The sequence below is a fragment of the Streptomyces cinnabarinus genome (assembly GCF_027270315.1).
Lineage (GTDB): Bacteria > Actinomycetota > Actinomycetes > Streptomycetales > Streptomycetaceae > Streptomyces > Streptomyces cinnabarinus.
On record NZ_CP114413.1, the window covers coordinates 323,126 to 347,633 of the forward strand.

General features: G+C 70.3%; 22 protein-coding genes and 1 pseudogene. 13 read left to right on the plus strand and 10 right to left on the minus strand.

Features of this window, described 5'->3' with window-relative positions; genetic code table 11:
• Positions 1-9 precede the first annotated feature (9 nt).
• The 3 genes from STRCI_RS01510 to STRCI_RS01520 all read right to left on the minus strand — a co-directional run bounded on the left by STRCI_RS01510 (position 10) and on the right by STRCI_RS01520 (position 2,522).
• Entirely contained in the window at positions 10-585 is a 576-nt protein-coding gene (locus STRCI_RS01510) for a transcriptional regulator (protein WP_269656950.1), read from the minus strand.
• 123 nt (positions 586-708) lie between these two features.
• Positions 709-2,217, minus strand: a complete 1,509-nt coding sequence (locus STRCI_RS01515) for a helix-turn-helix domain-containing protein (RefSeq protein WP_269656951.1) — start codon at positions 2,215-2,217, stop codon at positions 709-711.
• Entirely contained in the window at positions 2,214-2,522 is a 309-nt protein-coding gene (locus STRCI_RS01520; RefSeq protein ID WP_269656952.1) for a helix-turn-helix domain-containing protein, read from the minus strand. The genes STRCI_RS01515 and STRCI_RS01520 overlap by 4 nt, the downstream gene beginning before the upstream one ends.
• 221 nt (positions 2,523-2,743) lie before the next feature.
• On the opposite strand from STRCI_RS01520, the gene STRCI_RS01525 reads away from it, so the two are divergent.
• Positions 2,744-2,947: a cold-shock protein gene (locus STRCI_RS01525; protein ID WP_269656953.1), complete on the plus strand. Its 204-nt coding sequence runs from the start codon at positions 2,744-2,746 to the stop codon at positions 2,945-2,947.
• 89 nt (positions 2,948-3,036) lie between these two features.
• Positions 3,037-4,746: a DEAD/DEAH box helicase gene (locus STRCI_RS01530; protein WP_269656954.1), complete on the plus strand. Its 1,710-nt coding sequence runs from the start codon at positions 3,037-3,039 to the stop codon at positions 4,744-4,746.
• A 177-nt stretch (positions 4,747-4,923) separates the two neighbouring features.
• Here the strand turns inward: STRCI_RS01530 and STRCI_RS01535 are convergent, their stop codons facing one another.
• Positions 4,924-5,508 (minus strand): TetR/AcrR family transcriptional regulator, encoded by a 585-nt coding sequence (locus tag STRCI_RS01535; protein WP_269656955.1) that lies wholly within the window; start codon positions 5,506-5,508, stop codon positions 4,924-4,926.
• Positions 5,509-5,643: 135 nt separating this feature from the next.
• On the opposite strand from STRCI_RS01535, the gene STRCI_RS01540 reads away from it, so the two are divergent.
• The 4 genes and pseudogenes from STRCI_RS01540 (at position 5,644) to STRCI_RS01555 (ending at position 8,953) form a co-directional block, all read left to right on the plus strand.
• Positions 5,644-6,660, plus strand: a complete 1,017-nt coding sequence (locus STRCI_RS01540) for a saccharopine dehydrogenase (protein WP_269656956.1) — start codon at positions 5,644-5,646, stop codon at positions 6,658-6,660.
• 162 nt (positions 6,661-6,822) lie between these two features.
• Entirely contained in the window at positions 6,823-8,016 is a 1,194-nt protein-coding gene (locus STRCI_RS01545) for a glycoside hydrolase family 64 protein (RefSeq protein ID WP_269656957.1), read from the plus strand.
• Positions 8,017-8,112: 96 nt separating this feature from the next.
• Positions 8,113-8,593: pseudogene (locus tag STRCI_RS01550) on the plus strand (HIT family protein).
• A 93-nt stretch (positions 8,594-8,686) separates the two neighbouring features.
• Positions 8,687-8,953, plus strand: a complete 267-nt coding sequence (locus STRCI_RS01555; protein ID WP_269656958.1) for a hypothetical protein — start codon at positions 8,687-8,689, stop codon at positions 8,951-8,953.
• A gap of 12 nt (positions 8,954-8,965) precedes the next feature.
• Here STRCI_RS01555 and STRCI_RS01560 read toward each other — a convergent pair whose 3' ends face one another.
• Positions 8,966-10,210 carry a DUF4132 domain-containing protein gene (locus STRCI_RS01560; protein WP_269656959.1) on the minus strand — a complete coding sequence of 415 codons (1,245 nt, stop codon included), beginning with the start codon at positions 10,208-10,210 and terminating at the stop codon, positions 8,966-8,968.
• 187 nt (positions 10,211-10,397) lie between these two features.
• Between STRCI_RS01560 and STRCI_RS01565 the strand changes: the two genes are divergently transcribed.
• The 4 genes from STRCI_RS01565 to STRCI_RS01580 all read left to right on the plus strand — a co-directional run bounded on the left by STRCI_RS01565 (position 10,398) and on the right by STRCI_RS01580 (position 15,705).
• A complete protein-coding gene (locus STRCI_RS01565; RefSeq protein WP_269656960.1) occupies positions 10,398-11,861 on the plus strand; it encodes a metallopeptidase domain-containing protein in 1,464 nt (487 codons plus the stop codon).
• A 165-nt stretch (positions 11,862-12,026) separates the two neighbouring features.
• Complete coding sequence (locus tag STRCI_RS01570) at positions 12,027-13,958, plus strand: choice-of-anchor D domain-containing protein (protein WP_269656961.1); 1,932 nt, start codon at positions 12,027-12,029, stop codon at positions 13,956-13,958.
• A 213-nt stretch (positions 13,959-14,171) separates the two neighbouring features.
• Positions 14,172-15,350, plus strand: coding sequence for an alpha/beta fold hydrolase (locus STRCI_RS01575; protein WP_269656962.1), 1,179 nt, complete (start codon positions 14,172-14,174; stop codon positions 15,348-15,350).
• A gap of 28 nt (positions 15,351-15,378) precedes the next feature.
• Entirely contained in the window at positions 15,379-15,705 is a 327-nt protein-coding gene (locus tag STRCI_RS01580) for a hypothetical protein (RefSeq protein WP_269656963.1), read from the plus strand.
• Here STRCI_RS01580 and STRCI_RS01585 read toward each other — a convergent pair.
• Positions 15,702-16,406: a DinB family protein gene (locus STRCI_RS01585; protein WP_269656965.1), complete on the minus strand. Its 705-nt coding sequence runs from the start codon at positions 16,404-16,406 to the stop codon at positions 15,702-15,704. The two genes, STRCI_RS01580 and STRCI_RS01585, sit on opposite strands and share 4 nt — an antisense overlap.
• A 119-nt stretch (positions 16,407-16,525) precedes the next feature.
• Entirely contained in the window at positions 16,526-18,370 is a 1,845-nt protein-coding gene (locus STRCI_RS01590; RefSeq protein WP_269656966.1) for a glycoside hydrolase family 15 protein, read from the minus strand.
• 204 nt (positions 18,371-18,574) lie between these two features.
• On the opposite strand from STRCI_RS01590, the gene STRCI_RS01595 reads away from it, so the two are divergent.
• On the plus strand, positions 18,575-19,408 hold the full coding sequence (locus STRCI_RS01595; RefSeq protein ID WP_269656967.1) for a YhjD/YihY/BrkB family envelope integrity protein: 834 nt from the start codon (positions 18,575-18,577) through the stop codon (positions 19,406-19,408).
• Positions 19,409-19,414: 6 nt separating this feature from the next.
• Here STRCI_RS01595 and STRCI_RS01600 read toward each other — a convergent pair whose 3' ends face one another.
• The gene (locus STRCI_RS01600; RefSeq protein ID WP_269656968.1) at positions 19,415-20,278 is read right to left on the minus strand and encodes an LLM class flavin-dependent oxidoreductase; all 864 of its coding nucleotides are present in this window, start codon (positions 20,276-20,278) and stop codon (positions 19,415-19,417) included.
• Positions 20,279-20,395: 117 nt separating this feature from the next.
• Here STRCI_RS01600 and STRCI_RS01605 point away from each other — a divergent pair, with 117 nt between their 5' ends.
• Positions 20,396-20,893 (plus strand): hypothetical protein, encoded by a 498-nt coding sequence (locus STRCI_RS01605; protein WP_269656969.1) that lies wholly within the window; start codon positions 20,396-20,398, stop codon positions 20,891-20,893.
• A gap of 4 nt (positions 20,894-20,897) precedes the next feature.
• Here STRCI_RS01605 and STRCI_RS01610 read toward each other — a convergent pair whose 3' ends face one another.
• Positions 20,898-21,872, minus strand: coding sequence for a TauD/TfdA dioxygenase family protein (locus STRCI_RS01610; RefSeq protein ID WP_269656970.1), 975 nt, complete (start codon positions 21,870-21,872; stop codon positions 20,898-20,900).
• A gap of 144 nt (positions 21,873-22,016) precedes the next feature.
• Between STRCI_RS01610 and STRCI_RS01615 the strand changes: the two genes are divergently transcribed.
• Positions 22,017-22,943, plus strand: coding sequence for a phosphotransferase family protein (locus STRCI_RS01615; protein WP_269656971.1), 927 nt, complete (start codon positions 22,017-22,019; stop codon positions 22,941-22,943).
• Here STRCI_RS01615 and STRCI_RS01620 read toward each other — a convergent pair.
• Complete coding sequence (locus STRCI_RS01620; protein ID WP_269656972.1) at positions 22,933-24,483, minus strand: glycoside hydrolase family 32 protein; 1,551 nt, start codon at positions 24,481-24,483, stop codon at positions 22,933-22,935. The two genes, STRCI_RS01615 and STRCI_RS01620, sit on opposite strands and share 11 nt — an antisense overlap.
• Positions 24,484-24,508: the final 25 nt, after the last annotated feature.

Below are 24,508 nucleotides of genomic sequence, written 5' to 3' on the forward strand. Positions count from 1 at the left end.
CGGGTGAGGCTACGCGGCGAAGCCGATGTTGGTGACGTACTCGTACTGGCCCCACTCCGAGCCGAGATCCGCCGTGGCGTCGCTGACCCAGGCCGCGTCCAGCGCCTCGGAATCGGCGGCGGCCCATGCCTCGACGATGCGGTCCCAGTGACGGACGTTCAGCGTGCGGAAGGAGACCACACGCTGGCGCGGCCGGTCGACCTGGGACTGGTTCAGGGGGTGGAACTCGACGCGGGTGCCGCGGCCCTGGCGGTTGAGGCGCGCCAGGAGGTAGCGGGCGACATTGTGACGGCGGACCGTGCGGTACGCGGTCTCGACCTTGTCCAGGTTCCTCTTCGACGGGTTGCGCCGCCCCTCCAGCCACGCCTGAAGGGTGCGGTCGGTGACGGTGAGACCGGCGTCGCGGGCCGCCTGGCGGGCGTGGGGAGTGCGGGTCAGGTAGTGCAGTCGGGCGAGCAGACCGCGCCGCGTCGTGAGCGGGGTGGTGATGAAACCGGCGAGTGAGTCGAGCTGGCGGGCCGCGGCTTCGTATCCCTTGATACCGCTGGCGCCAAATTTACCGAACTCGATATTCCTGTCCGGCACTCTCGTCTCCTCGCTCCACGAACCGACCGGCGGGATTCTCCTGCGCAGGGCCATTCCAACGCACGCACATGCTAACGGATTTACCGCCGCTCAAGAGGCTGCCCGCATTTCGCGCGGCCCGGTTCAGTCGGTGCTCTCCGTCCCGACGGTGTAAACGTCCTTGACCTTCACCTGAGTGACCCCGCGCCCCTCGTCGAACACCGCGCGCCAGTCGCCGACGACGTGCAGTTCGTCGGTGCCCATCGCACGGACGACCATCAGGCCCTGGTCGTAGGCGCGGTGCGCCTTCCACCACAGGTTCGCGAAGGCCTGGGAGCGGATGAGGTGCATCCAGTCGGTGCGGTACAGCTCGCGGTTGTAGTTCGATTCCCCCAGCGTGGAGACGAACTTCGAGTACATCGCCTTCACGTATTCGAGCGTCACCTCATCGCCCTGCGTGATCGCCCGGTCGCGGGCGTCTTTCAGGGTGACGCGGAACTTCTCCAGCAGCCCCTCGGTGGCCCCGGACGTCCAGGACTCGTGAATCTCCGGCGGGTCGCACAGCCCGTACGTCGGATTCGCACAGCGCAGCAGCAGGCGCAGGGTCGGCTCGGTCACCCACAGCGGGCCCGGCTCGTCCCGGCTGCCGACCGGGTTCGGCAGATACGCGTCGTGGTCCCAGTCGGGCGGGGTGATCAGGTGGACGCCGGCGCGGCGGCGGTCGTGGTGGTTGCCGGTGGAGTGCTCCAGCTGGCCGAGCGGCAGGTGCGTCTTGAGCGCGGAAAGGTAGGCGCCGTTGAGGTCGAGGGCGGTCACCTCGTGCTCCCCCGGCGCCAGTTCGGGCCGGGCCCACTTGGGGCGCGCCTCCCAGATCTGGTCGGCGCTCCGGGCGGTCTGCTTGCGCAGGATCTCGGGCAGCCAGGGGTGGGCGACGACGTCGTAGCGGCCGCCCTTGCGGCTGTGGTCCAGCAGTTCCATCGCGTCCGGGATCGCCCGCCGGACGAGCGCCTTTGTCGCCGCGTCCACATCGCCGGAGTGCTCCGCCAGGACGGCCGCGACGGCGGACCCGATCAGGTCCGGAGCGTCGGCGGTCTTGAGACGGCGGCCGACGGGAACCACCTTCACGCCGCGCGCGGGAAGGGCGTCCCGCTCCTCGGCGGGTACGGGCCGACGGGGCTCGGGGGTCGACGGACGCGCGGGCTCCGCGGTCCGCACGGGCTCCGCGCCGCCGCATTCGGCGGGGTCCAGGTGCTGCGGAAACCCGGCCACCTGATGACGCGCGGGCTGCCCGCACAGCACGCACGGCTCCGGTGTGGCCAAGGTCTCACCGTCGTCGTCCTGGCCGGATTCCTGACCGTCGTCCGTTGGGGCCTCGACCGGAGGCTCATCCGCCTCGACCAGAGCTGCAGCTTCCGCCAGCTTGCCGCGGGCACCGCTGAGGAAGTACGCGTACTTCTCGCGCACTTCCCCGCCGGGCTCGCGTCCGGACTCCCATCCCGCGACCGTCGACGGGCTGACGTCCAGGACCTGGGCGAGTTGGACGCGGGAGACGTTCAGCCCCTCGCGCAGCGCGCGTCGCTCCTCGGCCGGTGGCAGCGGGGCTTCTTTCTTCGCCTCGGCCAGCAGCGCGTCGATCGCGTCGAAGTCCGTCACCAGGCTCCCCCGTCCTGTGCGGCCGCGGGACGTACCGAGCCGGTCTGGCGTGCCGTCGCTCGGCGGCGGCCCTGGGGCAGGGCTTCCGAGGCCCGGGTCGGGCCCGCCATGAGGTCAAGGACGTCGATGCCGTAATGCGCGGCGACCGCGTCACAATCCGCCAGACTCCATGCGGCGGTGCCGGACTGACGGCGGCTCACCTGAGCCTGGCTCACGCCGAGAGCGGCTGCGAGTTCCGTCTGCGACTCGCCGGTCGCGTGCAACAACGCGGCCACCGCGGACCGCACCCGATCATCCAGACTCATACCCACAGCGGCGACTCTACCTCGCAAACCTCATGAGCCATGCGCATTACGCATGCCGTCCGGGGATCCGCCGTGGTCGATCGAGTTGTGGTAACGTTTTGGTGTTGCAGTTGTGGTACCCATGAACCTATGTGCGCCTGACGGGAATGTTTATCCATCGGGCGCATTATTTGTTTTCCGGCATCTCCGGATGGGGCCTCTGCCTACAGAAGGAGAAGGTCATGGCACAGGGAACCGTGAAGTGGTTCAACGCCGAAAAGGGTTTCGGCTTCATCGAGCAGGACGGCGGCGGCCCCGACGTCTTCGCGCACTACTCGAACATCGCGTCGCAGGGCTTCCGTGAGCTCCACGAGGGCCAGCGGGTCTCCTTCGACGTCACGCAGGGCCAGAAGGGCCCGCAGGCGGAGAACATCGTCCCCGCCTGATCGCCCGGACGCGTATCCGCTCTGCCGGGGTCCGCACCGTCTTGGTGCGGACCCCGGTTTGTGCTGTTTCCAGGAAGGCAATTAGCTGCATGCCCCGCAGGTCCCAGAAGCCGAACCGGCGCACCTCGTCCCCCTCACCGTCCCCGTCGACCCCCAGGGAATTCCGGCTGCCGGAGAGCACCACGCCCCCGCTGCCCGCCGTCGAGGACTTCGCCGGTATGGACATGCCCGCGGGACTGCTGAAGACGCTCACCGCACAGGGCGTCACCACCCCCTTCCCCATCCAGGCCGCCACGCTGCCGAACTCGCTCGCCGGACGTGACCTGCTCGGACGGGGTCGCACCGGCTCCGGCAAGACCCTCGCCTTCGGGCTCGCGCTGCTGGCCCGTACGGCCGGGCTGCGCGCGGAGCCCAAGGCGCCGCTGGCCCTGGTGCTGGTGCCGACCCGCGAGCTCGCGCAGCAGGTGACGGACGCGCTGACCCCGTACGCGACGGCGGTCAATCTCCGGATGACCACCGTGGTCGGCGGGCTGTCCATCACCAAGCAGGCCGGCGCCCTCCGGCGCGGCGCCGAAGTGCTCGTGGCCACTCCCGGCAGGCTCAATGACCTGGTCGAGCGTGGTGACTGCACGCTCGGCGACGTCCGGATCACGGTGCTGGACGAAGCCGACCAGATGACCGACATGGGCTTCCTGCCGCAGATCACCAAGCTGATCCAGCAGGTGCGGGTCGACGGCCAGCGCATGCTCTTCTCGGCCACCCTGGACCGCAACATCGACCGTCTGGTGCAGCGGTTCCTGACCGACCCCGTGGTGCACTCGGTGGATCCGTCCGCGGGTGCGGTGACCACGATGGAGCACCATGTGCTCCACGTCCTGGACGAGACCGACAAGAAGGCCGTCACGACGCGCATCGCAGCGCGGGACGGCCGGGTCATCCTCTTCCTCGACACCAAGCGGTCCGCCGACCGGCTCACCAAGCGCCTCCTGGCGGTCGGCGTGCGTGCCGCCGCACTGCACGGCGGCCGTTCCCAGCCGCAGCGGAACCGCACCCTGGAACAGTTCAAGAACGGCCAGGTCACCGCGCTGGTCGCGACGAACGTCGCGGCCCGGGGTATACACGTCGACGACCTCGACCTCGTGGTGAACGTGGATCCCCCCACGGACCACAAGGACTACCTGCACCGGGGTGGCCGCACCGCCCGCGCCGGTGGCTCAGGCAGCGTGGTCACGCTGGTCCTGCCCGACCAGAAGCGGGATGTCACCCAGCTCATGTCGAACGCGGGCATCCGTCCCCGGACCGCCCGCGTGACGTCGAGCGACACGGAGCTGGCCACGATCACCGGCGCCCGCGAGCCGTCCGGCGTGCCCGTCACCATCGAGGTCCCCCAACCGGCGGCACCGACGGTGTCCCGAGCGAGCCGGAAGCCCGGCACCGAGCCCGGCAAGCAGTCCCGCCGCCGCGGCGGAAGCCGGGCCGGAGCGACGGCGGGCGCCGCTCGCGGAACCGGGAACCGGGGCTCGGACCGCAGGGCCGCGGGCGAGGCGACGGCCACCGGCACGGCCACGGCGAACGGCAGGCGCGGTTCCGCCCGGCGAGTGGGAGCGGACGGCTCCACCGGTGGTGCGGGCACCGCGACCGGCCACGGCTCCGACCGCCGATCGGCGGCCCGTCCGGCAGCCGACGGTGGCGCCAAGGCCACCCGAGGGTCCGGCCGACGGACAACGGCAGGCGGGGCGACCGGCAACGCCGCCCGCGGCTCCGACCGCCGGACCACCCGCCGCAACCCGGCAACGTAGGACCGCCCCATGGCCTCACGGGCCCGGCGCCGGAATCCGGTGCCGGGCCCGTGGCTTATGGCACGCAAGGCTCCGGCTTCCTGGCTTCCGCTCGAAGACCCGTGTCAGACGGCGGCCTCGGCGACCGCTCGTGAACCTCGGCCCCTGCCCGCCTCACGGGATGGAGCGCTGCCGGCGCTACCCCCGCGCGCCGAGGCCGCCCAGGATCAGTTCCGTCAGGGCCGCGACCGCCTCCTCGGACGTGGTGCGGCCCCGGTTCAGTTCGTCGGCGATCGCGTCGGCCGCGCCCAGGAGGGCGGTGCAGCGCAGGCGGAGGGCCTCGCGGGGGAGGTCGGTGTACGGCGACAGCGTGGCGGTCATCAAGTCCGTGTAGCCGTCGGTCAGGTCGTCGTCGGTCGCTTCCGACTCCGCGCCGCCCTTCAACGCGGCCGTCACGGCGGCGAGTTCGGGCATGTCCGTGGCACACGCGAAGTACGCCGTACCGATGACGCGGGCGACGTCGGGCGCGGTGGCCGGCGCGTCCTCAAGGGCCTGGGTGATCGCGGCGCGGTGGCGTTCCTCCAGGCGGTCGTGGAGGGCTCGGAGCAGGCCCGGACGGGTGCCGAAATGGTCGTAGACGATCGGTCGGCTCACTCCCGCGGCTTCCGCGAGGGTGACGAGGGTAAGGCCGTCGGTGCCCTGGCCTCGGACGAGGCTCGTCGCGGCATCGAGCAGTTGTTCCCGTCTGGCCCGCCTGGACAGCCGGGGCGTCGTGGTCGCCATCGTCCTCCCTTGCCTCGCACCCCCTTGCCTCACTCTCCGAGATTAGGCTACAAAACGTAACCTACAAAATGTAAGCTACGAGATGTAGCTTGCTGGGGAGTGGCCGTAACCGCGGCCCTGCGGAGGGAGTTCATCGTGGAACCGACGGAATCCGTACTGATCCTGGGCGGCTCGGGGCAGGCCGGTTCGGGAGCCGCCGCGCTGCTTCGGCAGTGGCACCCCGAGCTGCCGCTGACCATCGCGGGGCGCAACCTCGGTCGCGCACGGCGGGTGGCCGACGAGTTGGGCACCGCGACCGCCGTCACCGTCGATCTGGCGCGTGCCGATCTCGGGCTACCGCCCGGCGAGCGGTACTCGGCGGTCGTGGCCGCGGTGTGGGACAGCGGGCTCAACGCTTTGAGCTACGCCCAGCGGCATCAGCTGCCCTATCTCAGCCTCTCCAGCGGCCTGGTCGACATAGCGCCGGAAGTCATCGGCGCCGCACAGCGGGCGACCGCCGCGCCGGTGTTGCTCGCCAGTCACTACTGCGCCGGTGTCGTCGTCCTCGCCGTACTGGACCAGGCGCGGGAGTTCGGCCGCGTCGATGCCGTCCGGGTGGGCGCCGTGCTCGACGAGGCGGACAGCGGCGGGCCCGCGGGCGTGGCGGACCTGGAGCGGTGGGGGAATGTCACCTCGGCCGGGCTGGTGCGCCGTAACGGCGTCTTCGCCTGGGTCGACGGGCCCGACGCGGAGGAGGGGGTGGCCACGTCCGACGGCCGGGTGCTGGCCGGCCGGAAGGTCCCCATCCTCGATGTGCCGAGCCTCGCCCACGCCACCGGCGCGTCCGAGGTCAGCTTCGCCCTCGCCATCGGTGAGTCAACCGGGCGGCGTCGCGGGGGCGACCCGTCCCTTGAGATCCGTATCGAGCTCGTAGGGGTCTCTCCGCACGGCGAGCCGGTGAGCATGAGCCGCTATCTCCTCCACCCGGCGGGGCAGCGGCCGCTCACCGCGCTGGGGATCGCTCTCGGTGTCGAGCGGCTGATCGGGCTGCGTGGGGAGAGGGTGCTGCCGGGGATTCATGCGCCGGAGGCGCTGGTCGACGCCGCCCATGCCGCCGAGCGGTTGGCGGAGATCGGTGCCGTGTTCGTGGATGTGCCGGTCGCTGCCGCCTGAAAGGTGCGGCGGGGGCGGGCAGTTGAGGATGCCGGGCCATCGCTCCGGATGAATCGGCTTACGCCCCACTCGTTGACAAGCCGTCATCTCGGCGCAACTCTGAGAGCGCTCTCAGAAGCAGGTACGGACCAACCCCACTCCCATCCCCACGGAGGTCCGAGCATGCTCCACAGAATCAAGCACCCGTTAGTGGCGCTGGCCGCGGCGGTCGCGTTGCTGGGCACGTTGCTCATGTGGGCGGCGCCGTCGCAGGCCGCGGTCCCGGCCACCATTCCGCTGACGATCAAGAACAGCAGTGGTCGCGGCGAGCCGGTGTACATCTACAACATCGGGACCTTGCTCACGACCGGCCAGCAGGGCTGGGCGGATGTGAACGGCACCTTCCACGCCTGGCCCGCCGGAGGCAATCCGCCCACTCCCGCGCCGGACGCGTCCATCGCCGGGCCGGCCGCCGGGCAGTCGCTGACGATCCGGATGCCGAAGTTCTCGGGCCGGATCTACTTCTCCTACGGACGCAAGCTCGACTTCCGTCTGACCACCGGCGGACTGGTGCAGCCGGCCGTGCAGAATCCGAGCGACCCCAACCGGAACATCCTCTTCAACTGGTCCGAGTACACCCTCAACGACGGCGGGCTGTGGCTCAACAGCACCCAGGTGGACATGTTCTCGGCGCCCTACGCGGTCGGCGTGCGGCGCGGTGACGGCACGACGATCAGCACCGGACGCCTCAAGTCCGGTGGGTACAACGCCGTCTTCGCCGCACTGCGCGCCCAGTCGGGCGGGTGGGCCAACCTGATCCAGACCCGGCCCGACGGCAGCGTGCTGAGGGTCCTCTCCCCCGGCCACGGGCTGGAGACCGGTGGGCTCCCGGCGTCCGTGATGAACGACTACGTCAACCGTGTCTGGCAGAGGTACACCACTTCGACACTGACCGTCACACCGTTCGCCAACCAGCCCAACACGAAGTACTACGGCCGTGTCTCCGGCAACGTCATGAACTTCACCAATGGGTCCGGCACCGTCGTCACCAGCTTCCAGAAGCCGGACGCGGACAGCATCTTCCGCTGCCACAAACTGCTCGACGCGCCCAACGACGCCGTACGCGGGCCGATTTCACGCACCCTGTGCGCGGGCTTCAACCGCTCCACCCTGCTGACGAATCCCAACCAGCCGGACACCTCGTCGGCGAACTTCTACCGGGACTCGGTGACCAACCACTACGCGCGGGTCATCCACGCGCAGATGACCGACGGCAAGGCGTACGCCTTCGCCTTCGACGACGTCGGCAACCACGAATCCCTCGTCCACGACGGCAACCCTCAACAGGCGTATCTCACGCTTGATCCGCTGAGCTGAAGCCGGGGCCCGCACACGGTACGTGCGTCTCCGCGTGCGGGCCGAGGACTCGGTGGAAGCTGGTGTCAGCACTTGTACCCACCTGGATCGGGGGCCATGGTCACGGACTGGCGGGCGGACCGGGTCGGAGCCGCGCTGCGGGGCGAGAACCCTACGGTGCTGCGACGACTTGAGTCAGGGTTCGCGGTGATCGGCGACGTGCAGTTCTTGCCGGGATACTCGGTTCTCCTCGTGGACGAGCCCGGCGTTCAACGGCTGTCCGAATTGCCCAGGGCCAAGAGGCTGGCGTTCCTGTCCGACATGGACCGGCTCGGTGAAGCGGTGGAGCGAGCCTGTCGGCGCCTGGACCCCGGATTCCGTCGGGTCAATCTGGAGATCCTCGGGAACACGGATCCGTTCCTGCACGCGCATATCTGGCCTCGATTCGCCTGGGAGCCGACCGAGTCGGTCGGCAAGCCGGTGTGGCTGTACCCGCCTGACCGGTGGCATGACGAGCGGTTCCGGCTCGGCCCCGCAGCACGATGTGTTGCGGGGCGCCATCACGGGCGAGTTGGACGGGCTGTGCGCTGCGGCGTAGGTCGTCCTCCCGGAACCGGGCGGGCGGCCGGGGCGTGTTCGGTGGCGGTGGGATTCGGAGTGTTGGTGGGTTCGGGTGTGGAGGGGGCGAGGGATGAAGCCGCGGTGGGGGTTCGGTGTGGTGGTGGTCGCCGGTGTGGCGGCCATGGCGTTGACGGGGTGCAGCCAGCCGACGGATTACAGCGAGATAGTCACGTTCACCGACAAGCACGGCCGGGTGTGCACTGCCGCGGTGGTCGTCGACCAGGAGCAGAGCGAGGGCGACGACTACGAGATCTCCAGCATTGACTGCGACTACCCTCCGGAGGGGCGGACGCCGGGTCCGAGCGGCTACTCCTCCCTGCCTGAGCGGGACGGGTGAGGACCGGCCGGCTCAGGTGGTTTCCGTCGTCTGATCGTAGGGCTGCTGGATTCCGCGGTCCGTGAGGAGCGTGCGAACGGCCGTGATCTGAGCGGGTGTTGCGCGGTCGGGGTGCCACGGTCGTACGCGCGTCGTGGCCGCGGGGTTGATCGTGCCGCCGTCCGGTGTCACGCAGCCGGCGGGGGTGGGGAGGGCCGGGGTCCATGTGTTCTCGGCTGTCTCGTACTCCCAGATCAGCGCGCGGGCGATGATGCCGGTGAGAGGGTGGTCGCGGTAGTAGCGCGCCCACTCCTCGTGCGGCCACACGCGCGACTGGTGCTGTAGCGCCCTGAGGCGGCGGCGCTCCGCGCTCAGGGCGTCCTCGATCGTGCGGGCCTGTCGACGGGTCACGTCGACGTTCTGGGAGAGGTATCTCGTCTTGAAGCCGGTCGGCGAGCGGAACGGGGTGAAGGTGCGGGTGACGGCCCCGCCTTCGTCCACGTCCGTCCAGTCCAGGCATACCCGGCCCGTGTCGGAGACGGTGATGACGGCCTCGTACGGGATGTTGAGCCAGTTCGCGCCGTGGCCCCTCCAGCCCAGTCGCAGGGAGCCGTCAGGGCCGAGGCCGTGGGTGTGGATCGTCCGCTCCTCCAGTTGGTGGGGCGGCACTCCCAGACGCTTCGCGGTCTTCTTGACCATCTTCGCCAGATGGCGGTGGGAGTGGGCACCGGGCTGGACCTCGCGGTGCAGGATCCACAGGGTTTCCATGGCCGACAGGTCGGCGAGCGCGGTGAAGACAGCTCCCACCAGTTCGTCGTCGCGCTTGTAGTAGCCGTCCAGCACGAAGGCGTTCTTGCGGACCACCATCAGCAAGTCGGCCACCAGGGCGTCGAGTTCGGCGGGGGAGGCGGCCCGGGCCAGGTAACCGGCGGCCAGCGCGAAGCCGTTGGCCAGGTCACGGACGGGGGACGGGTCCGACATCGCCCAGAGCTCCTGCAAGGTGATGTTCGGGTCGGTGCAGTCGTGCAGCGACCCGCCGGCCGCCAGGGCCCGTATCCCCTCCGCGATCAACTCCCGGCCGCCGTCCGCCTTGAGCAGCGCCTTGGTCTCACGCTTCCAGGCGGCGTCCACCTTGTAGTGCCAGTCCCAGAACGTCCCCGTCTGCCCGAGGTGCAGCACCAGAGCGGTCAGCTCCGGCGGCAGGCCGGTCACCCGGTCCCGGATCCGCTCCGCCCATCCGTTGCCGGCCACCAACAGGTCTTCCACGCATTCAGCCATACCGCGATCTTGCCAGGCGGCACTGACATTCCCTCCGCTCGGCCCACTCTCCGTCATTCTCATGACGCCGATGCGGACGCCGCGTTCGCAAGCGTCGGATTGACCGCCCTCCCGCGCGGTGGTGCGCTTCGGAGGCAGGGGAGTTGTTGTCCGGCGGGGAAGTCCGACAAGGCATCGGGGGCCAGCCATGAGCGATCTTCCCGTACCGCCAGAGGACTCGACGGGGCCGGAATCGGCCGCGGGCGGGCAGGCCGCCGTGTATCGGCCGGGCGGCCCCACGCCCTGGGCCGTTCTGATGTGCAAGTTCTCCGATGTCGCGGCCCAGCCGCAGGAGGCGCCGTTCTTCGAGGACCTCTTCACGATGGCCGGGGCCGGAAAAGGGGGCATGGCCGACTACTGGCGGGACATGTCCGGCGGGGCGATCTCGCTGACCGGGTCGACGGTGTTCGGATGGTTCACCCTCGAACTGTCGCTGGCCACCGCCAGGACCTGGACCTGGCCCGGGGCCCGGACGGATCTCGTGCGCGCGTGCGTCGAAGCGGCCGACACAGCGGTCGACTTCAGCGCGTTCCAGGGCATCATCGCCCTCCTCAACGCGCCCATCGACTCGGGCTCCTCGATGCGCCAGGTGCTCAAAGTCGGTGACGGGGAGCAGGAGTTCGGTCTCGTCAACCTCGATCCGGGAGCCTGGTTCAACACCTTCGCCGCGCACGAGATGGGTCACGGCTACGGCCTGCCGCACTCCTTCAGTGACGAGCCCGCCTTCAGCGAATACGGCGACGGCTGGGACATCATGAGCGCGGAGACCTTCGGCGGAAGGTCGCCCACCCATACCCATCCTCGGTTCGCCAAGAGCGGGCCGGCCCTGTGCGGCGTCTACCAGGACCGGCTCGGCTGGTTCCGCGGCAATGAGAAGCTCGACCTCTCCTCGCTCGGTCGCGGCGCGACATTCACCCTCAGCGCGCTGGACAAGCCGCCGCCCGGTATCCGGCTCATCCGGATCCGGCTGGGCTCCTCCACCCAGTACTACGCCGTGGAACTGCGGATGCCGCAGGCCACCGGCTGGGACAGCGGCATCGACCGGCCCGGTGTGCTGGTGCGTCACGTACGCGACGGCGTGCCGTACTTACGGCAGTCGATGAGCCGCGTCCAGGACTTGCAGCCCGGCGACTACTTCGCCGACGCGCGCGAGAACCTCGTGATCAGCGTGCTCGGCTTCAACATGGCGGAGCGGACCGCCACCGTGCACATCGGTCCCCGGCCGCCGGTCGGTCTGCTCACCGGTGCCAGGATGTCGCCGCTGCCGAACGCGGCCGGCTGGCACAACTCCGCTGTCGAGGTCCACTTGACCAGTACGGCCGCCCCGGGCCGCGGAGTACCCCGGATCACGTTCAGCGCCACCGGCGCCCACCCCATCAACCCGACCACCGTCACCGGACCCACCGCGACCGTGAAGGTGACCCAGCAGGGCAGCACCACGCTCTGCTACGCCGCCGAGGACGAATCCGGCGCCGGCGAACTGCCGAGGACGCTTCGGATCAATATCGACAAGATCCCTCCGACGACCACCCGCACGGTCAGCCACCCCGTCCCGGGGCATGTCACCATCGAGTTGAACGGAGCCGACCCCGGGTCACTGTCCGGCTTCTAGAGCCTGACCTACGAGGCCGCGGGCGCCCAGCCGCTGGCCCGCAGGACCAGCACGCAGCGTCAGGTCCGGTTCAGCATCACCGCGCCCGGTCTGACCACGGTCGCCTACTGGTCGACCGACCGGGCCGACAACACGGAGGTCCCGCGCACCCTCGACCTGCGTCCCGTGCCGCGGCTGACGCCGGAGAGCCTCACCTTCGTCGCCGTGCCCGGCACCGTCAGCGCGCCGCAGACCCTCACCCTGCGCAACCTGGGCGAGACCACGCTCGTCATCAGCGGGATCGACACGAACGACCCCGCCTTCGCCCTCGTCCGGGGCCGTCGGCCGCCGTGCGGGAACACGCTCGCCCCCGGTTCCACCTGCGCCGTCGACGTGGTGTTCGCCCCGACCGCCGCCGGTGTCCATCAGGCCGCCCTGCTGCTGTCGACGGATCTTCCGTACCGGACGATCGAGGTCCCGCTGACGGGCACCGGTGTCCGACCCCGGCTCGAGTTCAACCCACCCGCTGCGGACGGGCTCGCCTTCCCGGTCACCCGGATCGGGCACCAGTCGCCGCCTCGTACGGTGACCCTGCGCAATCCCGGGCCGACCGTACCCCTGACCCTCACCGACGTCGTCGCGGGCGACGACTTCCTGATCGTACGCACCGGCTGCGCGCCCTGTCCGCGCAGCCTGGCGCCGGGCCAGAGCTGCGACGTGGACATGGTGTTCCGGCCCCGTATGCCCGGACTCCGTACCGGAGTTCTCGTGGTGGAGTCCGATGCCGAGGGCGGTCGGCAGTGGTTGGGGCTCACCGGTGAGGGAGTGGCCGAGCCCGAACTCACGGCTGTCCCGGCGTCCTTGTCCTTCGGCCCGCAGCCCGTGGGGACGTCCGGGGCGCCTCAGTGGATCGAACTGACCAACACCGGTCGCGCCGCGCTGCTCCTGTCCGGCGCCTCGTTCACCGGCGCCCACGCGGCCGACTTCACGTTCGCCGACCAGGACGGGCGGCCCGACATCCGGGCGGAGCTGAAGCCCGAGCAGTCGACCCGAGTGCAAGTGGCCTTCCGGCCGGTGGACTTGGGGCAGCGGACCGCCGAGCTCCTTCTGGTCACGAATGAGCCGGGCCCCGCGCCGGGCATCCCGGTGAGCGGTGTCGGGGTCGCCGCCCCGGCCGTCGTACTCGACCCCACGAGCGTCGACTTCGGCTCCCAGGCCGTCGGGACCCCCTCCCCTCCCGCGACCGTCACCCTTCGCAACAACAGTCCCGCCCCGGTCGGGATACGGACCACCGAAGTGACCGGCGACGACGACTTCGACGTAACTCCCCCACCCGGGCAGCCCGTACCGGCGGGCGGGACCTTCCCCGTCGCCGTGACCTTCACCCCGGCCGCCCTCGGCAGCCGGTCCGCCGTGCTCGCGATGACCGACGCCCACGGCCTGCGGTACGAAGTCCCGTTGTCCGGGAACGGTTCCGGAGCGCTGGTGTCCTTCGAGCCCGCCGCCCTGGATTTCGGTGCGCGGCCGCCCGGCGGCACGGACCGGCGCGACCTCACGATCCGCAACACCGGCAATGCCCGCCTCATCGTCAACTCCCTGCACACCACAGGTGACTTCGTGAACGGTCCTGGCTGCGTCGGGGGTGTCCGGCCCGGCGATGAGTGCATGGTCAGGGTTCTCTTCCGGCCCACTGGCGGCGGACTGCGGACCGGTGAGCTCATCGTCACCAGCAATGCGGTGGGTGGACCGCACCGGCTGCCGCTGTCCGGGACGGGGCTGGTACCCGGCATCGGGATCACCCCCGGCGCACTCAACTTCGGTGCGCAGGACGTGGGTTCGGAGAGTCCGCCGCAGACCGTGACGGTGTCCGGTCCCGGATCGGCCGCGCTGGACATCACCGGCGTGAGTCTCACCGGGGCGGACTCCGGCGACTTCCGTCTTCGGGACGGTTGTGGTGGGCGGGGGCGCCTGCTGCCCGGGCAGCGGTGCGTCATCGAGGTCACCTTCGTCCCGACGGCGCCGGGGCAGCGTACGGCTGTCCTCACCGTCACGCACGACGCTGCCGGCAGTCCGCACACGATCCCCCTCTCCGGGGAAGGGCGCGCGGGAGTTGTCTGATCGTCCTTTGTGACAGGCGCATTTGGGGCCGCGGACGGTGCTCGCAGACCTTTGAACATTGGACAGGGCATGGCCTCTGGCCTGGGGTTATCGTGAAAGAAGGACGATGTGGCACAGGGCGGCCCGACGGGGGCGGCGAAGGTGCGCCGCCCGACGCCCGATGTGACTGCCGCGCGCCACCACCCCTTCGCGTATCACCGTCGGAGCGCAGCCATGGCAGCACCGAAGCTCACTGATCACTCGATTCCGTGGACATCGACCATCCCCGCCAACAAGAACAAGCCCGCCACTCTCTTCGTGCGGGAGCGCGATGGCACCAAGCCCAACCATCCGCGTGAGCCGGTACTGATGCTGCACGGCCGCAGCGTTCCGGCGTTGGCAGGGTTCGATCTCCAGCACCCCAAGTACGGCTGGGCCGACGACCTCGCCCAGGCGGGCTACGACGTCTTCATCATGGACCTCCAGGGGTCCGGCCGGTCCACCCGCCCCGAGATGTCCGACCCACGCAATGTGAACCCCGTCCAGAAGCCTCTCCTCTCAACGCATCCAGGTGGTGCCTCCGGTCCTGTGCAGTACCAGGCCCAGTTGGACAACTCGCAGAGCAACTGGGACGAAGTGCACAAGGTCGTCACCTACATCAAAACCCTCACCTCCGCGTCGAAGGTCGATCTCATCGGCTGGTCGGCCGCAGCGCAGCAGCTCGGGCCGTACGCCATCCAGCACAAGGACAACGTCAGGAGCCTGCTGCTGCTCGCGCCGGTCTTCCCGCCGAACGGCAGGCAGAGCAAGCCCGGGACGCGCTGGGAGGCGCCCGTGGACCTGCCGGTGAAGACTCCTGAAGCCGTGTTCGGCTTCCCGATGACCCTCTCCACCAAAGCGGGTGTCCAAGCCACGTGGGACAGGGACCTGAAGTGCCGCAGGCAGCGGGAAGAGGGCATGGTCGACGTCGTGTGGAAAGCCATCATGGAGAACGACTCCATCGGCGCGACCTGGGGTCCCGAAGCCGAAGGGGCACCGGGGGTGCCCGGCGGCGTGATGCGGGTCAAGAACCCCTACTGGTGGGGCTGGAACTCCACCACCGTGGGCCTGGACGGCATCCTCGGCGCGGACGTCCCCGTGCTCATCATCTACGGGGACCTCGACTCGATCGTGAACACGGCCTCCAACCTGGGCCTGTTGTACTTCTCGGTGCCCGCGCTGTACGACCTCATTCCCGGCTCGCACAAACTGACGTTCCGCATCGCCTGCGCGGGCCATCAGATCCCCTGGGAAATCAGGGCCAAGACAGTGCAGCGGATGTCCCGGCACTGGCTCAAGGACCACACCGTGGAGGGCCTGGCCAAAGGCAGCTACTTCCTCGACGAGGACGACGTCCTGACGCCGATGGACTGACTCCTGGCCATGCGGGATGATCACTTGCATGGCGGAAACGAGGCTGGATCAACTGTCGCGGCTCTGGGGCGAGTTCATGGAGCTGCCGTTTCCCCGGGGCTTCTACCGCCGTGAGCCCGAAGGCACCTGCATGGTGTCACTGGACTCCGCTCTCGCCGGGTGTGTCTCGTCGGCGATGGAGGGGCCCCTGGACGAACGGCGCCAGGGTGTCCTGCGGGATCGGACCGCGATGTTGGGGAATGTCCTCCCCTCCATCGGGGACGACGAGTACGCGTCCAAGTACTTCGCGCGGTTGCACGAGATGGGTGTGCTGGCCGCTGAGGTCGACTCGGCTCGGGGCCGGGGCGAGGGTTAGCGTGCCGCGTACAGGTCGCGCAGCAGGGCGATCTCGGCCATGTGGTGGATGAACTCCAGGCTGCTGCCCCACAGGACGCTGATGAAGGGTTCGTCGGGGTCGGAGCCGTAGGGGTACCGCGAGAGGCCGACCGTGTCGAGTTCCTCCTCGGTCAGGGCAGCGACGCGGTCTCGCCAGCGGTCCACCAGCGGCCAGAACCGTTCCAGGGTCAGGACGGCGGAAGGGGTGAAGTCGACCATCAGCCTGGGGTCCTGGTGCCGTTCGCCGAAGGTCCACTCCCACTGGCCCGCGAACTGGACGTGCAGATGGCCCAGCCGCCACGCGATGGTCGTGACGGCGGTCCTGTCGGGTTCCGGAGGGCCGGTGTGGTCGAGGACCTCCCGGACCCGCTCGACGCTCACACTCCAGTCCTCGGCGATCTTGGCGACGCTCATGCCGCTCGCGGCCTGCCGGGCGATCTCCTCGTACTCGTTCGCGGGGATGTCCGGCGCGCCCAGGTCGAGCACCCACTCCCCCGGCCCGAACGCCCTGGGCGCCGTCGCCTCGCCACGGCGCCGCAGCGACCAGCACCCGGGGACGGGTTCCCACAGGTACTCCTCATCGCCGAGTCCGGTCAGCCGTACCTGGGCCATCTCCCTGGCCCGGTCGAACTGGTCGATCAGCACACCCAAACGGTCCGTCCGCACGCCTGGGACCTCCATGCCGGCTCCCCTCGCCGTCGCATGTCGCTTGTCGCGCCTGTGTCGTGCCGCCGGAGCGTAGTGGCTCGGGTGCGGGCGGGCGAGTGGATTTCCCGGGGCGGGTGGCGAGGTGTGGGCGGTCAGTTCATCCAGCGCGAGTGCTCCGGGCGGTTGAGTTCCTCGTCCAGGGACAGGGCCGCGGTGATCAGTGCCAGGTGGGTGAAGGCCTGAGGGAAGTTGCCCAGTTGTTCGCCGGTGGGGCCGATCTCCTCCCCGAAGAGGCCCACGTGGTTGGCGTAGGTGAGCATCTTGTCGAAGGCGTAGCGGGCCTGGTCGAGACGGTCGGACTGGGCCAGGGCGTCTACGTACAGGAAGCTGCACAGCGAGAAGGTGCCCTCGCTGCCGCGCAGTCCGTCCGGGGAGGCCGCCGGGTCGTAGCGGTAGACGAGGCTGTCGGAGACGAGCTCGGTGTCCATGGCGTCGAGCGTGGACAGCCAGCGCGGGTCGCGGGGCGTGATGAAGCCGACCGCCGGCATGAGCAGGAGTGAGGCGTCGAGGACCTCGCTGCCGTAGTGCTGGACGAAGGCCTGGCGCCGGGGGCTCCAGCCGCGGTCGAGGATCTGCGCGAGGATGGCGTCCCGCGCGGCGGTCCACGCGGTCAGGTCGGCGGGGCGGGCCATCTCCCGGGCGACCCGGATGCCGCGGTCGAAGGCCGTCCAGCACATCAGGCGGCTGTAGGTGAAGTCCTTGCGGCCGCCGCGCGTCTCCCAGATCCCCTCGTCCGGGCGGTCCCAGTTGTCGACCAGCCAGTCCAGCATGCCGCGCAGGGCGAGCCAGCCGTCGTAGTGCATGTGGTGCGCGAGGTCCTGGGTGCGGGTGAAGGCGTAGGTGGCCTCGCCGTAGATGTCGAGCTGGAGTTGGTCGGCGGCGCCGTTGCCGATCCGGACGGGTGCGGAGGCACGGTAGCCCTCCAGGTGGTCGAGGGTCTCCTCGGCGAGGTGCGGGTCGCCGTCGATGCGGTACATGATCTGCAACGGCTCACCGGTCACCGTACGGCCCTCGCGCAGCCGTTCGCCGATCCAGCGGCGGAAGGCATGGGCCTCCTCGTCGAAGCCCAGTCCGACCAGCGCGTTCAGGGACAGGGAGGCGTCCCGCACCCAGGTGTAGCGGTAGTCCCAGTTGCGCTCGCCGCCGATCTGCTCGGGAAGGCCCGCCGTCGCGGCCGCCACGGGAGCGCCGCTGGGGGCGTAGGTGAGCAGCTTCAGGGTGATCGCGGACCGGTTGACCGCCGCCGTCCAGCGCCCCTGGTAGCGGCTGCGGCGCATCCACCGGTACCAGAAGCCGCAGGTCCCCTCGAACTCCGCGTGGATGCTCTCGCGGGTGGGCGGCGCGGGCTGCTCCCCTCCGGCCGCGCACACCGTCAGCACGGTCGCCGCCAGCTGTCCCTGCGCCAGCTCCACGTCTGCCACGACGTCCTCGCCGTCCGGCTGGAGCGCCAGCGGGCCCGCGGGCTGGAGGTGAACGTCGATGCCCGGGCCGGTGAAGTGCGCGACGCCGTCGTGGAGCGTGAGCCGGTGGGTGGCGCGGGCGTAGTCGAAGCGGGGGCGGCAGGCGACGGAGAAGCGGATCCGGCCGCGGGTCACCCGCATCACCCTGATCAGCCGGTGCCGGTCCGTGGCCGTCTCCGGGCGGTGCACGGGCATGAAGTCGACCACCTCACCGACGCCTTCGGGGGTGAGGAAGCGGGTGATGAGCACGGCGGTGTCGGCCAGGTACAGCTGGCGCGTGCTCACGTCCGCGCCGTCCACGGTGATCGCGAAATGGCCTCCGCGGTCGTGGTCGAGGAGGGACGCGAAGAGACTGGGTGAGTCGAACCGCGGCGCGCAGAACCAATTGATAACGCCGTCGGAGGAGATCAGAGCCACGGTCTGGAGGTCGCCGACCATGCCGTGGTCCGCGATGGGCGGGTAGCGTCTCATGGTCATCGCTTCCTTCCTGCCGGACTCAGCCAGTGCCACCCTCGCTCCGGCCGGTCGGCACCACGAGCGGTGTAGGCCGTTCGAGGGAAACGGGCCCGGCAGCGACCTCCTGGGCCGACGCGCGACCCGATCGGCTCAGCAGCGCTCGACGCGCGCGGCGGGTGCCGCCTTGACTGGCGTGGACGGCCCGGTGGCCGAGCGGGAGGTGGCATGGCGTGGCTGACGCGGCTGAAGCTCCTGCACGCCCGTACGGAGCGGCGCTTCCCCGTCATGAGCGAGTTGACGAGCCGGTTGGTTTCGGCGAACCTGCTGGACTCCGCGACGAGGCTCGCGGCACAGACGTTCCTGGCCGCGGTGCCGCTGCTGTTCGCCATGGCCGCCTTCTCTCCGCAGAGCGTCCGCGACCAGCTGCGGGAGTCCCTGCGTGCCATGTTCGGGCTGACTGGCCGGTCGGATCTGGAGCTGGGCCAGGTGCTGGAGCACCCCTCGGACGACGGCCTGCGTCAGACCACCGGCGTCGTCGGCCTGGTCGTGGCGCTGGCCTCCGCCACCAGCTTCAGCCGGGTCATGGCCCGGGTCTGCGAACGTGCCTGGCGGCTGCCGCGGGCGAAGACCAGGATCGCGGCCTGGCGGTGGGTGGTGTGGCTGTTCGTCCTGGTGCTGGCCGTCCTCCTCCAGGGCCCTGTCCGCAATGGCTTCGGTGTGGGTCTGTGGCTCGGCACCATCCTGTTCTTCCTGGTCAGCACAGGAGTGTGGCTGTTGACGCAGCACCTGCTGCTGGCCGGCCGGATGCCCTGGCTGCCGCTGCTGCCCGGCGCGGTGCTGGCCGCGGGCGCTACGACCGCGCTCGCGCTGACGGCCCGGATCTACATCCCGAACGCGCTCAATCGCGCGCTGGCCGAGTACGGCTCACTCGGCCTGATCCTGACCCTGTTCTCCTGGCTGATCGTGGTGAGCGCGGCCGTCGTCGCCTCGGTGACGATCGGTGCCGTGCTGGTGCAGGACCGGGCCGAGCGAACGGCCGGTTCCGAGGACGACCAGTAGCCGCGCTCAGATCACCGGCGGGCCGGCCTCGATACGTCGCAGCACCGGGGGCAGCCGGTCCAGGTCGGGTCCGGTCTGGAGCTGCCGCTCGTCCCACCAGGTGGCCCCGGCGTCGTGCAGCGGGCCGATCACGTCTCTGGCCTGGGCGGGGTCCGGGGGCGTGGCGCCGCCGAGCACGATCTCGAAGGGGCGGCCGGTCTCGGCCGTACGGTGTCCGCGCACGTAGTCGACGAGTTCGCGTACCTCCGCCGCGTCCGGGACATGACCGTGCCGTGCCGTCTCGAACAACGGCACCGCGCCGTCCCAGCGGGCCGCCCGCCGCATGGGCGCCCGGCGTGGCCAGAACCCGCCGATCCACACCGGCGGACCGGGCTGCTGAACGGTGCCGGGCAGCAGGGTCACGTCCTGGACCTCGTAGTGCGGACCCCGGTGGTTCACCGGCGTGCCGGACCAGAAGCGCAGCAGGAGTTCCAGTCCCTCGTCCAGCCGCTCGGCGAGCACGCGCGGCGGGGCGGCGTCGCCGAAGCTGCGGTACTCGTCCTCGACGGGCCCGCCCAGCCCGGCGGCGAAGGTGACCCGGCCGCCGCTGAGCCGGTCCAGGGTGGCCACCTGGCGGGCGAGTTGCTGCGGACGGTAGCGCGGGACCGGGGTGAGCAGGGTGCCCAGCCGGATCCGGGACGTCGCCAGCGCCGCCGCGGTCAACAGCATCCACGGATCGCCGAAGGGGCGTCCCTGGTGCTGCCGGTGCAGTACGTGGTCCCACACGAAGAGGCCGTCCCAGCCGGCCTCCTCGGCGGCGGCCGCCACGGTCGCGACGTTGCGAGGGTCGGCGAAGTCACCGAAGTTGGGGATGTTGATCGAGAAGCGCATCCGAGCAGGATGGTGGCTCGTGGTGAGCGGGGCAATCGGATTCGCGTCCGCGCGGCGGGATTGTCAGTGCCTTCTGCTCTACTCGATCACAGGACCGGAACGACCACGGAGACCGCGATGGGTGTACTGCACGACTACTTCGCCGCGAGCGACCGCGCCGCCGCGGTGGACCAGGCCATCGGCCCCGGCGGCGACTGGCTGCGCGGGACGTCCCTGGCGGAGGCGGGGGCGGACTGGATCGACGCGAAGGGGCTCGACCCGAACGTCGTCGTGGCCCAGCTCGTGGCCCACGCCGAGGCCGTCCCCTTCGCCGACCAGGCGGACGAGCCGGAACTGGTCTGGCCCGAACCGCCCTATCCCCAGGGGGAGTCCATAGGTCCCGACTCCCCCTGGGACACGGGGCTGCTCCTTCAGCAGTTGCCCGACCGTTGGCGGGACGTCCTCGCCGAACTCCCCGAGGACGCCGTCGCGATGGTGGCGATGCGGTGGCAGGAGATCGACGAGGTGGACTTCGGGGACTACCGGATCGCCAGGGAGGCGGTCGAGACGTTCACGGCGCTGGCGCGCCGGGCGCGGACGGCGGGGGCGCATCTGTACTGCCGGAGCAGCGTCTGAGGGCTCACCAGCGTCCCGGTTCACTCCCCACGATCGGCTCCGAGGGCTTTCCGTCCACGCCGACCGGCACGTCGCCCGTCAGCATCACGCGGTGCATGGTGCGGGGATGGTCGAGGTGGGTGGTGTCACCGGGGGCCAGATGGATGGTCGCGCGGTTGTCCCAGAAGGCCACGCTGCCCGGCTCCCAGCGGAAGCGGACCGTGTACTCGGGGCGGACCGCCTGGTCGAGGAGGAGGTCGAGCAGAGCCTGACTCTCGGCGCGGGAGAGGTCGGCGATCTGGTCGACGTAGTAGCCGTTGACATACAGGATCCGCTCACCGGTCTCCGGGTGGACCCGTACCAGGGGGTGGAGGGTGGCGACCTGGTGGTCCAGGAGGTGGCGGACATAGGCGTCGTCCCCGGGGCGTGGCTGGTAGCCGACGCCCAGGCGGTGCTCGGCCCGCAGGGTCGACACGAACTCCCTTACGGGGACGGACAGTCCGGCGTAGGCGGCGGCCAGGTTCGACCAGGTCGTGTCGCCGCCGTACGGCGGGACCGTATCGGCGCGCAGGATGGTCGCGGCGGGTGGGTCGACGCGGGCGCCGTGGTCGCAGTGCCAGCCGCGCAGCAGGGTGTGCCGGCGGCGGCGCAGCCATTCGTCGTGGTCCATGCCGAAGCGGCCGCCCAGTTCCAGACGGTCCGCCGTGGTCTCCACCTCCGGGAAGTCCGGCGGGGACGCCTTGCCGCGGCGGGGCAGGACGACCGGTTCGCCGAAGCGCCGGGCGAACGCCACATGTCCGGCGTGGTCGAGGCGTTGGTCGCGGAAGAACACGACCTTCCAGCGCAGCACCGCGGCCCTGATCGCGGCGACCACCGCGTCGTCGAGGTCGGCCGCCAGGTCCACGCCCGTGATCTCCGCGCCGATGTGCCCGGCGGCCGGCTTCACCTCGATCCCCGCACTCCGCTCCGCCCCCTGCGCCGGGCCCCTGTCCGTCGTCATGCGCACTCCGTCGCTCGTCAGCACCGGCTCCGGCGACCGCCGGTTCCCACAAGATCGTGTCAGGAATCCACGGGGCTGGCGAGGGCGTCCTGGACGCCAATAACGCGTTGTGGCGGTGGCGTACGGCCGTCTACGGTCCGGATCATGCTGCCTCTGGTGGAAACCGACGAGCAATGGGACGCGGTCGTCCCCGACGAGAGCGTCATGCGCCCGGGAGTGCGGGAGCTGTGCGCACGCCTCGGCCTCGCCGGTGCACCGCTCACGCGTTTCGCGGACGGATCGCAGCCGGTCTACGCAGTCGGCGACGAACACGTCCTCAAGCTCTTCCCCGCGGCCGCCGCCGGGGACGGCGTCGCGGAGGGCCGCGTTCTGTCGCATCTCCACGGGCGGCTGCCCGTACCGACGCCCCGGGTGCGGGAGTTCGGGGCCCACGAGAACGGCTGGCGGTACGTCCTGATGTCCCGTCTGCGGGGCGAGAATCTGGCGCACTGCTGGGAGCGCGTGCCGAGGGCCCACCGGGAACGGCTCGTGGCCGAGATCGGTGAGGCCCTCGCCGTGCTGCACTCGCTCGACGCCGGGCCACTGGAGGATGCGCTCGGCCCCGGCGACTGGGGCGCCTTCGTGGACCGGCAGAGCGTGAAGGCGGTGGAGCAGCAGCGCGCGCACGCGCTCCCGGACGTGTGGCTGGAGCAGATCCCGGACTTCCTGGCCTCGGTGCCGCTGCCCCGCGCTCCGCGACGGTCCCTGCTGCACACCGAGGTCATGCGGCAGCACTTCCTCGTCGATCCCGACGGCTGGCGTCTTACCGGGCTCTTCGACTTCGAACCGGCGATGATCGGTGACCCCGCCTACGACTTCGTGGGCGTCGGCCTGTTCGTCACCGGCGGCAATCCCGAACTGCTGGGCCTGCTCGGCAAGGCCTACGGCAAGACCTTCGAACCATCCGTGCTGCTCGCCTACACGCTGCTGCATGTGTACAGCAACCTGCCCTGGTATCTCAGGGAGTTGGGCGCCCCCGGCCGGCAGACGCTGCCCGCGCTCGCGGAGGCGTGGTTCGGGCTCAGATCCTGAACTCCCGTATCACCGTGTTCCGGAACACCGCCCTTCCGTCGATCGAGAACAGGGCGAGACCGGTGTCGATCAGATACGGGAACGCCTCCGAGGAGTGCGTATACCGGCCGTCGTCGAGGAACATCTCCACCGACGTCCGGTCCACCAGGATGCGCAGCCGCACCCGGCCCGCCGAGGGGTCGAAGGGGCTCTTGCTCTCCTGCCGGCGGCCGGAGACATCCGGGTTGACGGTGTTACGGCGGTTGAGGAAGGCGTAGTCGCCGTAGATCCCGGCGTCGATGTGGCGTGAGCCGTCGCCGGAGCGGCGCAACTGCACGCCCGCCCCCTTGAGTTGGTCCCAGGTGATCTCGCAGGACAGTTCGTAGGCGGTGCCGCGGTAGTCCAGGACACGGGTGCCGTCGACCTCCAGGTCGCCGAGGTCGACCGTGCGGGAGACGTGGTCGTCCAGGGCGGCGACGGGGCGTGAGGCGAGGTAGTACGTGTCCGGGGCGGTGCGGCTCAGGGTGATCTCGCGGACGATGGAGTCGGTGCCGTTGAAGCCGTCGGTGTCGATGGTGGGGGTGATGTTGGCGTAGTCCCAGTTGTTCAGCCAGCCGATGGCGTAGCGCGCCCGGGGGTCGACCGAGCCGTCGGCGCGGTGCTTGTCGAAGGTGACGGCGCCGTACCAGTCCCAGCCGTGGTCCAGCCACTGCGGTTCCGGGGCGTCCGGCGTGAAGGCGCTGCCGTCGAAGTCGCCGGTCCAGTAGGCGTAGGTGTTCGGCAGCCCGGAGCCCTTGCCGTTGGCGCTCACCCCGAGCACCCATCGCGCGGTGCCGTCCTCGGCGGTGAGGCGGAACAGGTCGGGGCATTCCAGGACGCCGAGCCCCTCCTTGACGAAGCCGCCGGCGTACGTCCACTCGCGCAGGTTCGCCGAGTGGTAGAAGCCCACCTTGGTGTGCTCGGCCAGCGCCATCACCCATCGGCCGCGCTCCTCGTCCCGGATCACCTTCGGGTCGCGGAAGTCCTTCACTCCGGGGTTGGGCAGCACCGGATCGGTGCCGTCGTGGGTGAAGGTGCGGCCGCCGTCGGTGGAGTAATACAGGTACTGGGCCTGGGAGTTGGCGGTCTCATCCGGCTCCATCGTGGCCAGGACGACGACTGCGCCCGCCCCGTGGCCCGCGGTGTTCCCGGTGTCGACCACCGCCGAGCCGGACCATACGTCGCCGTTCGGTGTGGTGTCCTTCGGTACGGCGATCCCCCGGTCCCGGAAGGCCACCAGATCGGTGCTGGTGGCCAGGCGCCAGGCGGTTCCGGCGGTCGTTCCGCCCGCGAAGTAGTCGGGGTTGTAGAGGTAGAAGTAGCGGTACTCGCCCTCGATCCAGATCGGGCGCTGCGGGTCGTTCTTCCACTGGTCGGGCACGGTGAAGTGGTACTCGGCGCGGTAGCTCGCGTCCGCGGCGGCCCGCCCGGGCCGGGCGTTCGCGGGTGCGGCGGGCAGCAGCGCGGCCGCTGTCCCCGCGGCCGATCCGGCGAACAGCGCTCTTCTGGTCATGCCTCGCATCGGGCAGTGGTCCCTTCCGTCGGCA

Bases quoted from the DNA above. Each gene is read 5' to 3' on its own strand.
- STRCI_RS01520 (WP_269656952.1), bottom strand. From the start codon at position 2,522: ATGAGTCTGGATGATCGGGTGCGGTCCGCGGTGGCCGCGTTGTTGCAC.
- STRCI_RS01525 (WP_269656953.1), top strand. From the start codon at position 2,744: ATGGCACAGGGAACCGTGAAGTGGTTCAACGCCGAAAAGGGTTTCGGC.
- STRCI_RS01530 (WP_269656954.1), top strand. From the start codon at position 3,037: ATGCCCCGCAGGTCCCAGAAGCCGAACCGGCGCACCTCGTCCCCCTCA.
- STRCI_RS01535 (WP_269656955.1), bottom strand. From the start codon at position 5,508: ATGGCGACCACGACGCCCCGGCTGTCCAGGCGGGCCAGACGGGAACAA.
- STRCI_RS01545 (WP_269656957.1), top strand. From the start codon at position 6,823: ATGCTCCACAGAATCAAGCACCCGTTAGTGGCGCTGGCCGCGGCGGTC.
- STRCI_RS01555 (WP_269656958.1), top strand. From the start codon at position 8,687: ATGAAGCCGCGGTGGGGGTTCGGTGTGGTGGTGGTCGCCGGTGTGGCG.
- STRCI_RS01560 (WP_269656959.1), bottom strand. From the start codon at position 10,210: ATGGCTGAATGCGTGGAAGACCTGTTGGTGGCCGGCAACGGATGGGCG.
- STRCI_RS01565 (WP_269656960.1), top strand. From the start codon at position 10,398: ATGAGCGATCTTCCCGTACCGCCAGAGGACTCGACGGGGCCGGAATCG.
- STRCI_RS01575 (WP_269656962.1), top strand. From the start codon at position 14,172: ATGGCAGCACCGAAGCTCACTGATCACTCGATTCCGTGGACATCGACC.
- STRCI_RS01580 (WP_269656963.1), top strand. From the start codon at position 15,379: ATGGCGGAAACGAGGCTGGATCAACTGTCGCGGCTCTGGGGCGAGTTC.
- STRCI_RS01585 (WP_269656965.1), bottom strand. From the start codon at position 16,406: ATGGAGGTCCCAGGCGTGCGGACGGACCGTTTGGGTGTGCTGATCGAC.
- STRCI_RS01590 (WP_269656966.1), bottom strand. From the start codon at position 18,370: ATGACCATGAGACGCTACCCGCCCATCGCGGACCACGGCATGGTCGGC.
- STRCI_RS01595 (WP_269656967.1), top strand. From the start codon at position 18,575: ATGGCGTGGCTGACGCGGCTGAAGCTCCTGCACGCCCGTACGGAGCGG.
- STRCI_RS01600 (WP_269656968.1), bottom strand. From the start codon at position 20,278: ATGCGCTTCTCGATCAACATCCCCAACTTCGGTGACTTCGCCGACCCT.
- STRCI_RS01605 (WP_269656969.1), top strand. From the start codon at position 20,396: ATGGGTGTACTGCACGACTACTTCGCCGCGAGCGACCGCGCCGCCGCG.
- STRCI_RS01610 (WP_269656970.1), bottom strand. From the start codon at position 21,872: ATGACGACGGACAGGGGCCCGGCGCAGGGGGCGGAGCGGAGTGCGGGG.
- STRCI_RS01615 (WP_269656971.1), top strand. From the start codon at position 22,017: ATGCTGCCTCTGGTGGAAACCGACGAGCAATGGGACGCGGTCGTCCCC.
- STRCI_RS01620 (WP_269656972.1), bottom strand. From the start codon at position 24,483: ATGCGAGGCATGACCAGAAGAGCGCTGTTCGCCGGATCGGCCGCGGGG.